The sequence below is a fragment of the Patiriisocius sp. 208BN25-11 genome (assembly GCF_058147145.1).
In genome coordinates, this window is the sequence record NZ_JBYVJY010000005.1 from 74,283 (window position 1) to 86,200 (window position 11,918).

The following is an 11,918-nucleotide window of genomic DNA, read 5'->3' on the forward strand; positions in this document are numbered from 1 at the left end:
TTACTTTTGTTTTTGGTCTTTAAAAATTTTTTCAAAGGCGTCGTATACGGCAAGATGGAGGGTGTCTCCATGATCTTGCGCTTTAAATAAATTAAAAAATACGGTGCCTTTGTTTTGATACAGCTCCATAAGCGCGTATCGTAGTTTGATAGCACCTGTTTCCATAGTTGGACCTTCACTTCCAACACCTACATAGATGTTTTTGTGTGTGTTGGCTATAACGGGTTTTTGCCTCAATAAAGATTCGTTGTCCCACCACATACTCGGACTCACAATAATATAGTTGTCAAATAGCTGTGGTTTGGTTAGTAAAATTTCAGCAGCTAATAGCCCACCTAGTGATTGTCCGATGATGGTTTTTTCTTCGGAAATGTTATACGTCGAATTGATGTAAGGTTGAAGTTCATGCTCGATAAAGCTGATGAATTTTTTTGAACCTCCCGTTGTGGGGAAGTCTATTTTGTCTTGTGCAATGCTAGTGGGGTAGGTGAAATCTCTTTTCCTGTCTACGTTAGCAATACCCACCACTATACTTTCTGGCACCATGTTAATCCAAGAAAAAGAACCGAATTGTACGAGTCCCGAAATATGAATAAAATCTTCATCTGCAGATCCATCCAGCAAATAAATGACCGGATATTTTTTGTTAGAAGTTGCATAGCCTTGCGGAAGGTAAATATTAAGTACACGGTCCTCATCTAAAACAGCAGAGCGAACCGTAACCGAAGCCCCAATTTCAAACGGACGTTTGCTTTGTTCTTCTAATGCCTTTTGAGCATCCACATTTCCGAAGAAAAGCAAAAAAGCTGCAATTAAAATTTTCACACTATGTTTTCTAAGATGTTCCAAGGATGCAAATTATAGAGGTTTATATGCCGTTACTTTAATTTCAATCACCAGATGTGGATGTGGCAGTTGGTGCACTGCTACGGTAGTTCTTGCCGGTCCCGTTTCTTTGCTGAAAAACTCGCCATAGACTTCGTTATAGCCTCCAAAATCGTTCATGTTCACCAGAAAACTGCCAACATCAACGACGTCTTCTAAGGTAGCATTTTCGGTAGCGAGCACATCTTTAATGTTGTTTAATACTGCTCTTGTTTGCTCTTTGATGTCTAAGAAAATGGTGCCCATTTCATCAATTTTGTTGGCTCCCGCAATGGTATTGTCTGGAAGTCTAGAGCTGGTACCGCTTACAAATAAAAAATCGCCTGCTCTTTTAATATGCGGATATGCACCTCTTGGAGTTGCTTTTCCTTCTACTAGTTTGCTTTTGGTTGTCATATTGTTGTCTGGTCGAGCGCAGTCGAGACCTAATTTAAAATAGTAATCTTAAAGAGACCTCTCGACTGCGCTCGAGGGGACATCGTTATTAGTTTTCACCCCCAATGTGCTTGAGGGGATATTGTTGTTTGTTAATTATTTAAGTTTCCCAGCCACTGCGTCTTCGTGCAATAGATGGTTAGTTTCTTCTTGTACTAATGCTAGTTTTTGGTCAAGTTCCATAGTGTCTGGAAGTTTGCCATCATCTAGTAAATTTAAAATGGTTTTGTCTTGTGCTCTTCCTCTAGTCATGGCTTCATGATAGGATATATCTTCATTGAAAGTCACTAAAGAATATTTACTGAAATAATCTTTTGGGAAAGCCCCTTCAAAGGCCATTTCTAGTTTTCTTTTCTCTTGAAACAAAGCACTTGCTGTGTGCTCTTTCATTTCATGGAAATTGTCTAAAGCTAAATTTGCAATGGCATCGGTATCTTTTTTACGTGCTTTTTCATAAGCAGCTAATACGGTGTTCCAATCGCCTTCGTGTTTATCTAGAATTTCATCAAACACAATGACATCTTCAAAACTTGCATTCATCCCTTGTCCGTAAAAAGGGACGATGGCATGAGCTGCATCTCCTAATAGTGCTACTTTGCCATAGCAATGCCAAGGAGAACAACGAATAGTACCTAGTGGTCCCGTTGGATTATCAAAAAACTCTTCCACCAAATTTGGCATTAATTTCATGGCATCTGGATATTCTTTGCTGAAATATTCGGTGACCATTTCTGGTGTGGTGAGGTTGTCGAAACAATAGTCGCTGTTAGCATAGGGTGCAAATAATGTTACTGTAAAACTACCATCTAGGTTTGGTAATGCAATAAGCATGTCTTCACCTCGTGGCCAGATATGTAAGGCTCCTTTTTCGGTTCTGTAATCACCAGTTTCTGTTGGCGGAATGGTGATTTCTTTGTAGCCATGCGTAAGCCATTCTTGTGAAAAGCTAAATAAAAATTTCTTGTGGTTAAACATGGCTTTTCTAACAGAAGAACCTGCTCCGTCGGTCCCGAGAATCACATCGCCGCTATACGCAACTTCTTCTTTGGTACTGTAATCTTTAAAGGTAGCTGTGCCATTTTCTAAATCGACATGTGTACATCCTTTGTTGAATAGGATAGAAACATTAGGCATGGCTTCTGCCTTGTCTAGTAATAACATATTTAATCCCGGACGAGAGATAGAATTAATATATTCTCCTTCGCGACCGCTGTAATTGCTCATAAAGGTATTGCCTTTTGCATCGTGTATCATGCGCCCATACATGGGAATGCATAATTTTTTAGCATCTTCTTCAACACCTGCTAGGCGCAATCCTTTTAAACCTCTATCGCTAAGTGCTAAATTAATAGAACGTCCAGCATCCTGAGTCACATCACGCAAATCGGGACGTTTTTCTACCAATTGTACTTGGTAGCCTCGTTGTGCCATACGTAACGCAAGTAAGCTACCGCAAAGTCCGGCACCGATGATGAGTATTTTCTGATTGTTGTTTTTCATTGTTTTGCTTCATTAATCCTATGAACATCCCCTTGACTTCCCCTTCAAAGGGGAACACTCTGCTGGAATCTAGATTTTTATTACATCTAGAGTATAGTCTCCCTTTGAAGGGAGATTAGAGGGATGTTTTTACTTAATTTAAGAACACTTATAAGTGTTGTATTTACTTAATTCTTCAAAAGTTGTCACTACTTTCACAAAATTTGCTTTAACCGTTCTACAAACTCAAATACATCTTCATAACTGTTGTAGAGTGGTGCTGGAGCTACTCGAATCACATCGGGTTCTCTCCAATCACTAATCACTCCTGCCTTGGTGAGTTTGGTGTGTAATTCTTTGTTTGCATTTTTTACTTGAATACTTAACTGACAACCACGCTGTGCTTTATCTCTTGGTGTGATAATGTTGATGTTATCATTGTTAAGCTCATCTAATAAAAACTCAAGATATCCCGTTAGTGTTTCACTTTTTGCACGTAGGTTGTCAAAACCAGCTGCCTGATAAGTATCTAAGCTGGCTCTTATGGCAGCCATGGATAGAATAGGAGGATTGCTTAATTGCCATCCTTCTGCACCGGGTAAGGCATCAAATTCGTGGCGCATGATAAAACGTGTTTCTTTATTGTGACCCCACCAACCAGCAAAGCGGTTTAGTTTCTCATTATTAGCATGACGTTCGTGTACAAAGCAACCACCTAAAGACCCTGGACCACTATTTAAATACTTGTAGGTACACCAAACTGCAAAATCGGGTCCTGTTTCATGTAAGTTGGGTTGTATGTTTCCAGCACCATGGGCCAAATCGAAACCAACCATGCAGCCATGTTTGTGCCCGAGTTTTGTAATTTCTTTTAAAGGGAAATGTTGTCCACTATAATAATTGGTACTTCCAATCATGAGCAATGCAATCTCATCTCCTTGGGTAGTCATTATATTTTCTAGGTCTTCGAAACGGCATAACTCTTCTCCTTCTCTAGGCGTCCAGAGAATGAGCCCTTCTTTGGCATCGAAGCCATGAAATTTTAACTGACTTTCCATAGCGTACTTATCACTCGGAAAAGCATCACTTTCTACGACAATTTTATATTTGGTTTTGGTGGGTTGGTAAAAACTCACCATCATTAGGTGCAGGTTAGTTGTAAGGGTGTTCATGACAACGACCTCGCTAGGTTTAGCGCCTACAATCTTAGCCATACTTTGAGTTAAAAATTCATGGTATGGGAGCCAAGGGTGCTTTGCGTCTGTGTGGCCCTCTACGCCGTGTTTTGCCCAATCGTTGAGCTCTTCTTGAATATAATCTTTAGTAGCAACAGGTTGCAGGCCCAGGGAATTTCCGCAGAGATACACCAACTCATTTCCTTGGGTGTCTGTAGGTAATAAAAACTGTTTTCTGAAATGTGCTAACGAATCTTCACGGTCACATTGTTGTGCAAAAGTTCTTGAATTTTGAAAGGTCATAGTGCTGCTTGGGTTATTGTACTTTAATGTCTGTAAAGAAAAGCTCTAGTTTAGAAGCTGGATCTTTATGTGATTTTGAAATGACAATGCCTTTAAAAGTTTGGTAGTCTTCCCAAGTAGTTTGCATGGTCATCTCTTTTGAATTTCCTTCTCTAAATACCCATTCTTTAATCATAAAGTCTTTGCCATAATAAAAATCGTATGCATCTCCTGGTGTGTATCCTCCTTCTTTGCCATAGGTAATGGTAAGCATGTTGAGCGTGTCTTTTGAGATAGGTGCTATTTGGTTTTCTTTTTCTGAAAAAGTAGTGCCTTCGTCCCAAATTAAATTAAACGGCGCTAAGAGCCAATATTTATCGTTAATAAAATTTGCATCATAGGTCGTTGTAATACTATCGAGACTAGCACGATTAAAAGTAATGGTGTCAGTTTCTGTGAGTAATGAGACTTCATTGCTTTTTGGTTTCCAAGACCACATTCTTCCTCCAAGGGTTTTGCCTTCTCTGGCAACATTAAATTTAAAATCTATTTTCTGCACCTCTTTCCAGGCCTCAAAACCATTTTTATAGGCAATAGTCTCGGCGGTAGTAAGCACCTTATTTTTATCATGATCAGGAATGAGTTCTCGATCATTTTGTTCTTTCGGTGTGTCTTTACATCCTATAGGTAGAAACGAAAAGAGGAGAAGGTAGGCTAACTGTTTCATGAGGTTTTCTTTTTAGTAAAAATATGGAAAGTATTTCATTCGTACGATGCTGCATAAAAAGTTTAAGAAGAATATAGGTTTTTATCTGTTGAAATGTGTTGTTTACTAAAAAAAACGTTTATGTACTAAAAATAAAAGGGGAAAAGACTTTGTTTGTAATAGGTTTGTCGTCAACGCGTTAACACTCCCCTTTTTGTAGTAAAATGATTAATAAAGTAAAAATATTCATTTAAATTTTATTAATTATGAAAGTAAAAATCTCACTGGATTCTTTGTATGTAACAGACAACGGGGATCCCTCACATGAAACAAATGGCGAATTGTATTACTGTTTTAAAGTACAAGGTAGGACCTTGTTAGAAAGAACAAAATCGAATGTTAAAAAAGCACGTGATGGTGCTACTATCTCACTAAGAAAATCTAAAGAGGTCACTGTAGATAAAAATGATAGAATCACTCTTAGTGGATTTGTAGGTGATGCAGATGGCGGATTTAACGGTCAAGATGAATTTGATCGATTCTCAGTAACCTTGCGTGCTAGTAATGGCTGGAAGGCTGGTAAAAATAATGTGCATATTGTAGATGGACGTTTAAATGTTACTTTGCACTACACGGTAACTGTCTCTGGCAGTGCATCATCATCTGATAACGTAATTTCTCCAAAAAAATCGGCTTCGGTAACCATTGTGTCTTTTGAAGATAGTAAGTTTTACAATTTGGTCCAAAATGCCCATAACACCTACAGTAATTCTTTTCATGGATACGATAAGAGTATCTTATTTAAAAAGACATTTGCAGAACCTGTAAAGCCAGATGAGCATATACGCGACACTTCTAAAGAAACTATTTTTGCAAAGTTGCGTGAGCTTGCAGATGATGGGTATTTTATAGACCTTATTATTCATAGTCATGGAACGTATGAGCAAATACCAATGAAGGATAACGTTACTATTACAAATCGTGATATTAATGGATTGGATACAGGTCGATATGCTGGAGGACGTTTTCCATTAAGAATGGTTTATCAAATTAATTGCAATGGATCTACCTTAAATAATAACTTTATTGGCGCAGGAGCAAAGGCAGTTTGTGGTGCTCGTTATATAAACTTCTATCCTAATCAATGGAACAAGTTTATGCGCGAATGGAATAAAGGAGACCGTTTTGATACGGCATTGAGAGATTCTAATACAGCTTCTTCTAGAACCGTTATGCAAAGTTTAATTGTATTGGATGCGCAGGCAGAACAAGAAACAACTCCTTGTGGTTTGTTTAATACGGTATTAGGAAGCAGACCTTGTGCAGAAAGTTACTTTACGCGCTATTGGCTGAGAGACGATGAGTATGTAGACAGTATGAGTGGAAAACAGAACATGAACAGATCATCGGTCATGATTATTTCTGGAGATCCCGGACTCAGGAAATCAGATCGATTGTCTTGGTAATTTTAAAAGCGTCCTTACTAGTTTGAGGGCGCTTTTTTTATTTGAAATGTTAGTGCGATTTTAGGGTTTTAAGACCTTTTTTTGTGTTCTAAAATTTCAGAAAATCCTATATTTACGGAACACATAAATTTGAAATCAAAAATAAAATACTATGACAAAAGTAAATTTAATAGAAAACGGACCCTTGATTGTAGTGGGAGAGCATACCATTACGCATCCAGACGGTACCCAAGAGGTAAAACCAGCAAGAGCATCGTATTGTCGCTGCGAAAAAAGTGCAAATATGCCGTTTTGTGATGGCACACATAAAGGATAATAACCTAGGCTGTCTTTTTGTTGTCAGCTCTTTTAATACATAGCATATGGACTTTCAAAAAGTTTTTGAAATCAATAAAGAAACTTGGAATAAGCGCGTAGCATTGCACGCTGCTAGTGATTTTTATGGGATGGATGCCTTTAAAAAAGGTGCCTCGACACTTACACAGTACGAGCTTCAAGCACTTGGCGATGTTTCTGGAAAATCGTTGCTGCATTTACAATGTCATTTTGGACAAGACACCTTAAGTTGGAGTAGGTTAGGAGCTAAATGTACCGGAGTAGATATTAGTGATGAGGCTATAAAACTAGCTGCTAATTTAAATAGTGAATTAGGATTGGATGCAAATTTTGTGTGTTGTAATGTGTTGGATACTTCTAAAAATATACAAGAACAATTTGATATCGTTTTTACTAGTTATGGAACTATTGGTTGGTTGCCAGATCTAACCCCTTGGGCGCAAATGATAGCCGAACGACTAAAACCTGGTGGGACTTTTTATATTGTTGATTTTCACCCAATAGCTTGGATGTTTGATTATACCGTTTCACCACCCGCTATGCGCTATGGCTACCATCAAAAAGAAGTGATTTATGAGGAGTACACAGGAAGTTATGCGGTGCCAGATGCCGATATAGAAAGCAAAGAATATGGATGGAACCACCCTTTAGGAACCGTAATTAGCTCACTAGCAAAAGCTGGTCTTATCATTGAAAACTTAGGAGAGTATGATGCTTCACCATACAATGTATTTCCAGATTTAGTGATAAATAAAAATGGCATGTTTGAGTTGCCAAGTAAATTGTACCCTTTGTTGTTTGCGGTGAAAGCTGTTAAGAGGTAAAAATGGTTTATAAGATTAAATGTTTAGGAGTTTAGGTGTTGGACTGATTTTCGAGATTCGACATTTATTAGAAAGTTGCAAAGTTGCAAAGTTACAAAGGGGCAAAGATGAATTTTTAAATTAGTTTATCTGCCAACTGTTGCTGAATGAAAATTTAAAAGCTTTGCTCCCTTTAGTCCCGAAGCTTCGGGAGGGGTAAACAAAGCTTTTTTAATTTTCGACATTCGACTAGTGCGCTCCTTGCTTCAACAAATGTGGGAATTTCTTCTGAAATTTCTTAAGTCTCGGTATCGATACATTTTGGATGTATGGATTGCCTGGGTTTAAACGTTCGTAGTTTTGATGGTATCCTTCACCATCCCAAAATTTCTCGAAGGGAAGTACTTGAGCAGCTACTTTACCAGCGCCTAGTTTTTCTTCTAGTTTGGCAATTTTTGCGTCAATGATATCCTTTTGTTCTTGGTTTTGGTAGAAAATAATAGAACGATATTGAGATCCTCTATCCGGGCCTTGACCGTTTACTTGTGTGATGTTTTGTGAACCAAAATACACATCTACCAAATCTGAAAAGGTAATTTCTTTTGGATTGTAAATAATTTCTACTGCTTCTGCATGTCCTGTTCTTCCTGTATTACTTGACTCATAGGTTGGGTTTTGCGTATGTCCGCCACTGTATCCAGAAATAGATTCTTGTACACCTCTTACGCTTTCATAGATAGCTTCTACACACCAAAAGCATCCACTGGCAAAATACGCGCGTTCCATGCCATTTACTGCAGGAACTTGCACCGGAGTTTTTGCTTGTTGTGCTTTTACAGCTGCTTCTTGATTCGATTTGTTTGCATTGGATTGGCAAGAAGCTTGAGTTACTAAAAGTAGACTTGTAAGGAGAAGAAAGATAGGGTATTTCATGATTTTTTTTTGGTTTGTCGAAGTAATTGTTTTAACATTTCAGAATAACATCTAAATTAATAAAAAAAGCCCTCACGAGGTGTGAAGGCTTTGTTATTGTTATGCTAAAGTTGGTTATTTCAACTTTGCAAATACTTTTTCCATTTTTTCTTTTTCTTCAGTAGCTAGTTCTGGATCTACCAAGATACGACCACTATGCTCATCGGTAATGATTTTTTTACGCGCAGCAATCTCCATTTGTACTTGTGGAGGGATGGTAAAGAAAGAACCACCCGAAGCACCTCTTTCTACAGCTACCACTGCTAAACCATTTTTTACATTGGTACGAATACGTTTGTAAGCCATTACCAATCGGTCTTCAATTTTCTTCTCGAATTTCTCAGACTCTTTAATTAATGAAGTTTCTTCTTTCTCTGTTTCAGATAAGATTTCATTAAGCTCTCCTTGTTTGTGCTTAAGGTGCTCTTCTCTTGCTCCCACACGTTCTTTGGTTTGCTCAATCACTTCATTTTTTTGCTCTATTTGAGCTTTAAATTCTTTGATGTGCTTTTCTGCTAATTGAATCTCTAATTCTTGAAACTCAACTTCTTTGCTCAAGGCATTGTACTCACGATTGTTACGTACGTTGTCTTGTTGCGAAGTATACTTCTTGATTAATTCTTTTGAAGTCTCAATACTAAGCTTTTTTGCTTTGATTTCATCCTCAATAACGTCAAGGTCTGTTGTTAGTTTTTCAAGGCGAGTATTCATACCAGCCACTTCATCTTCTAAATCTTGAACCTCTAAAGGAAGCTCCCCACGTACATTCTTGATCTCGTCAATACGAGAGTCAATTAATTGTAAATCATACAAAGCACGTAGCTTCTCTTCAACAGAAATTTCTTTATTTGTTGCCATACATTAAAAATAGCTAATTGGATTTGTGTTTATTTGCGATAAAACGACTGCAAAATTAGTGATTTTTTTTGTAAGATAGGTGTGTAAAAGCTCTTTTGTGTATTGTTCGCTTTCATAGTGCCCAATATCTGCCAAAAGAATCTTGTTTTCTGCCGTGTAAAAATCATGATATTTTAGGTCAGATGTCACATAAGCATCCGCTCCATGGGCGATGGCAGCACCTATGGCAAAACTACCACTACCACCTAAGACCGCCACTTTTGAAATCATTTTTTTTCCTTTTGCAGAGTGTCGTACACAAGCAGTATTCATTTTTTCTTTAAGATGTGCTAAAAAGGCATCTTCAGACAAAGGCTTTTGCAGTGTTCCAATCATTCCCATTCCAATATGTTGGTTGGTGTTTTCTAGGGTACTTATTTCATAAGCCACTTCTTCATAGGGATGTGCTTGATGTAACGTTTTAATGAGGTTTTTTTCTACGTGCTTTGGAAATGTTAGCGCGATCATTACTTCTTTTGTTGTTTCACGTATTCCCTGGGTGCCTTGCACTGGATTGCTATTTTCATTTCCTTTAAAGGTGCCCACTCCTTCTGTGCTAAAGCTACATTCGTTGTAGTTTCCAATCGTACCACCACCTACTTTGAATAGCTCGTTTTTTAGTTGCTCAAGTGCATCGAGTGGGGCGTAGGTCACTAGTTTTTTAATGGTATCTTTTTGAGGGATCAATATTTTTTTATTGCTCAGTCCGAGTGTATTGCATATTTGTGCATTTACTCCATCGAAACTATTGTCTAGGGCGGTGTGGATGGCAAAAATATTGATATCATGCTTAATGGCTTTTTGTACAACACGCTCCACATAGGTAGCTCCTGTTATTTTTTTTAAGCCTTTAAAAACGATAGGGTGGAAGCTAACAATAAGGTTACAATTATTTGCAATAGCCTCGTCTACCACAGCTTCTAAGGTGTCTAATGTAACGAGTATTCCCGAAACTACTGCAGTAGGGTCGCCAACCAATAATCCGGTATTGTCATATCCTTCTGCATAGGCCTGTGGTGCAAATTCCTCTAAGAGTGCAATTACTTTTTTAACGTTCATATTTGTAAGAAATAGTTTAGAAGTTTAAGTGTTTATGAGTTTAGACGCATGTATTGAACATCATCATGTTGGCCATATTTCATTTTCTTAATAAATTCATTTTTAGACTCGTCATTCGTCATCAATCATCTTTAGCGTTCATATTAGCGAAAAATAGTTTAGAAGTTTAGGTGTTTTTTGAGTTTAGGTGCATGTAGTGAACATCATGTTGTCCATAATCCATAATCCATTTTCCTTTTTAACTAATTTTTAGACTCATCACTCAACCGCCATCTGTCACCCGTCAGCCGTCATCAATTCAACAATACCGTAAATATACTAGAATCTACCATGTAATGTTGTGCTCTTTTTTCTGAAATTTTAAAATTTCAGAAGTAATTAATAAATAGATGAGTACTTTCGTTATATGAAAGGCTTTAGAAAATTGTTATTTCCTTTTGCGATTGTATATGGGGGTATTGTTACTGTACGCAATCTCTTTTATGATCGTGAATGGTTTGGTTTTAAAAGTACACAGTACAAAAAACCGATTATTTGTGTGGGAAACCTTTCGGTAGGAGGAACAGGGAAATCTCCTATGATTGAACTACTAATTTCAATGTTTAAAGAGCAATATGACTTAGCTGTGCTAAGCAGGGGGTACGGACGTAAAACGAAAGGTTATCTAGAAGTTACAACCACTCATGTGGCATCGCAAACGGGAGATGAACCGCTACAGATGAAGCAAAAGTTTCCTGAAACCCTAGTGGTGGTTTGTGAGGACAGACGCACAGGAATTGAGCAACTACTTCCTAAAGCAGATGTTATTTTATTAGACGATGCTTTTCAGCACAGAAAGGTAAAAGCAGGCTTTTCTATTTTGCTTACCGCTTTTGATGATTTGTTTTATGAAGATTATTTTCTTCCTGCCGGAAACCTAAGAGAATCTAGAAAAGGAGCCAAGCGCGCAGATGTGATCGTGGTTACAAAATGTCCAGAGAAAGTAGCCTATGCAAAGCTGCAGGAAATTAAATTTTTATTGCAGTTACAACCGCATCAAAAAGTATATTTTGCTAAAATTGGATATGGAGATACTATTATTGGTGCTACCGAGACACAACACTTACAATATTTAATAGACAAGCCATTTACCTTGGTAACGGGTATAGCAAATCCAGCTCCTTTGGTTACTTTTCTTAAACAACAAGGCTTCTCATTTACACATAAAAAATATGCGGACCATCACAATTTTTCGGATGCGGAAATTTCAGCATTACAAAAAGAAGAATTAATTCTTACTACAGAAAAAGACTTTATGCGTTTGCAAGTGCCGCTTGGTAAATACGCCCTATATTATTTGCCAATCAAAACGATTATCTTAAACCAGCAAGAAGTGTTTTTTAAGGAAACAATAACAGCTGCTATCAAAGAAATGAAACAATAG

General features: G+C 37.7%; 12 protein-coding genes. 4 read left to right on the top strand and 8 right to left on the bottom strand.

Annotated features, from left to right (window positions below; all coding sequences use genetic code 11):
- The 5 genes from ACY2RS_RS08130 to ACY2RS_RS08150 form a co-directional block, all read right to left on the bottom strand.
- Positions 1–825, bottom strand: a complete 825-nt coding sequence (locus tag ACY2RS_RS08130) for an alpha/beta hydrolase (RefSeq protein ID WP_490098141.1) — start codon at positions 823–825, stop codon at positions 1–3.
- Between the two features lie 33 nt (positions 826–858).
- Complete coding sequence (locus ACY2RS_RS08135; protein WP_490098142.1) at positions 859–1,281, bottom strand: RidA family protein; 423 nt, start codon at positions 1,279–1,281, stop codon at positions 859–861.
- Positions 1,282–1,416: 135 nt separating this feature from the next.
- Positions 1,417–2,820, bottom strand: coding sequence for an FAD-dependent oxidoreductase (locus tag ACY2RS_RS08140; protein ID WP_490098143.1), 1,404 nt, complete (start codon positions 2,818–2,820; stop codon positions 1,417–1,419).
- A 194-nt stretch (positions 2,821–3,014) separates the two neighbouring features.
- A complete protein-coding gene (gene kynU, locus ACY2RS_RS08145) occupies positions 3,015–4,277 on the bottom strand; it encodes a kynureninase (protein ID WP_490098144.1) in 1,263 nt (420 codons plus the stop codon).
- Positions 4,278–4,290: 13 nt separating this feature from the next.
- On the bottom strand, positions 4,291–4,983 hold the full coding sequence (locus ACY2RS_RS08150; RefSeq protein ID WP_490098145.1) for a hypothetical protein: 693 nt from the start codon (positions 4,981–4,983) through the stop codon (positions 4,291–4,293).
- Between the two features lie 245 nt (positions 4,984–5,228).
- Here ACY2RS_RS08150 and ACY2RS_RS08155 point away from each other — a divergent pair, with 245 nt between their 5' ends.
- The 3 genes from ACY2RS_RS08155 (at position 5,229) to ACY2RS_RS08165 (ending at position 7,588) form a co-directional block, all read left to right on the top strand.
- Complete coding sequence (locus tag ACY2RS_RS08155; RefSeq protein ID WP_490098146.1) at positions 5,229–6,428, top strand: hypothetical protein; 1,200 nt, start codon at positions 5,229–5,231, stop codon at positions 6,426–6,428.
- Between the two features lie 151 nt (positions 6,429–6,579).
- Complete coding sequence (locus tag ACY2RS_RS08160) at positions 6,580–6,744, top strand: CDGSH iron-sulfur domain-containing protein (RefSeq protein ID WP_490098147.1); 165 nt, start codon at positions 6,580–6,582, stop codon at positions 6,742–6,744.
- A gap of 46 nt (positions 6,745–6,790) precedes the next feature.
- Positions 6,791–7,588, top strand: coding sequence for a class I SAM-dependent methyltransferase (locus ACY2RS_RS08165; RefSeq protein WP_490098148.1), 798 nt, complete (start codon positions 6,791–6,793; stop codon positions 7,586–7,588).
- A gap of 228 nt (positions 7,589–7,816) precedes the next feature.
- On the opposite strand, the gene msrA is transcribed toward ACY2RS_RS08165, so the two are convergent.
- From msrA to ACY2RS_RS08180, 3 genes are all read right to left on the bottom strand, one after another.
- Positions 7,817–8,500, bottom strand: coding sequence for a peptide-methionine (S)-S-oxide reductase MsrA (msrA, locus tag ACY2RS_RS08170; RefSeq protein ID WP_490098149.1), 684 nt, complete (start codon positions 8,498–8,500; stop codon positions 7,817–7,819).
- A gap of 114 nt (positions 8,501–8,614) precedes the next feature.
- Positions 8,615–9,397 carry a zinc ribbon domain-containing protein gene (locus ACY2RS_RS08175; protein WP_490098150.1) on the bottom strand — a complete coding sequence of 261 codons (783 nt, stop codon included), beginning with the start codon at positions 9,395–9,397 and terminating at the stop codon, positions 8,615–8,617.
- 3 nt (positions 9,398–9,400) lie between these two features.
- The gene (locus ACY2RS_RS08180) at positions 9,401–10,495 is read right to left on the bottom strand and encodes a Nif3-like dinuclear metal center hexameric protein (RefSeq protein ID WP_490098151.1); all 1,095 of its coding nucleotides are present in this window, start codon (positions 10,493–10,495) and stop codon (positions 9,401–9,403) included.
- A gap of 406 nt (positions 10,496–10,901) precedes the next feature.
- Here ACY2RS_RS08180 and lpxK point away from each other — a divergent pair, with 406 nt between their 5' ends.
- Positions 10,902–11,918 carry a tetraacyldisaccharide 4'-kinase gene (gene lpxK / locus ACY2RS_RS08185; RefSeq protein WP_490098152.1) on the top strand — a complete coding sequence of 339 codons (1,017 nt, stop codon included), beginning with the start codon at positions 10,902–10,904 and terminating at the stop codon, positions 11,916–11,918.

Excerpts from the sequence above, each read along its gene's own strand:
- ACY2RS_RS08135 (WP_490098142.1), bottom strand. The coding sequence starts at position 1,281 with ATGACAACCAAAAGCAAACTAGTAGAAGGAAAAGCAACTCCAAGAGGT.
- ACY2RS_RS08140 (WP_490098143.1), bottom strand. The coding sequence starts at position 2,820 with ATGAAAAACAACAATCAGAAAATACTCATCATCGGTGCCGGACTTTGC.
- kynU (WP_490098144.1), bottom strand. The coding sequence starts at position 4,277 with ATGACCTTTCAAAATTCAAGAACTTTTGCACAACAATGTGACCGTGAA.
- ACY2RS_RS08150 (WP_490098145.1), bottom strand. The coding sequence starts at position 4,983 with ATGAAACAGTTAGCCTACCTTCTCCTCTTTTCGTTTCTACCTATAGGA.
- ACY2RS_RS08155 (WP_490098146.1), top strand. The coding sequence starts at position 5,229 with ATGAAAGTAAAAATCTCACTGGATTCTTTGTATGTAACAGACAACGGG.
- ACY2RS_RS08160 (WP_490098147.1), top strand. The coding sequence starts at position 6,580 with ATGACAAAAGTAAATTTAATAGAAAACGGACCCTTGATTGTAGTGGGA.
- ACY2RS_RS08165 (WP_490098148.1), top strand. The coding sequence starts at position 6,791 with ATGGACTTTCAAAAAGTTTTTGAAATCAATAAAGAAACTTGGAATAAG.
- msrA (WP_490098149.1), bottom strand. The coding sequence starts at position 8,500 with ATGAAATACCCTATCTTTCTTCTCCTTACAAGTCTACTTTTAGTAACT.
- ACY2RS_RS08175 (WP_490098150.1), bottom strand. The coding sequence starts at position 9,397 with ATGGCAACAAATAAAGAAATTTCTGTTGAAGAGAAGCTACGTGCTTTG.
- ACY2RS_RS08180 (WP_490098151.1), bottom strand. The coding sequence starts at position 10,495 with ATGAACGTTAAAAAAGTAATTGCACTCTTAGAGGAATTTGCACCACAG.
- lpxK (WP_490098152.1), top strand. The coding sequence starts at position 10,902 with ATGAAAGGCTTTAGAAAATTGTTATTTCCTTTTGCGATTGTATATGGG.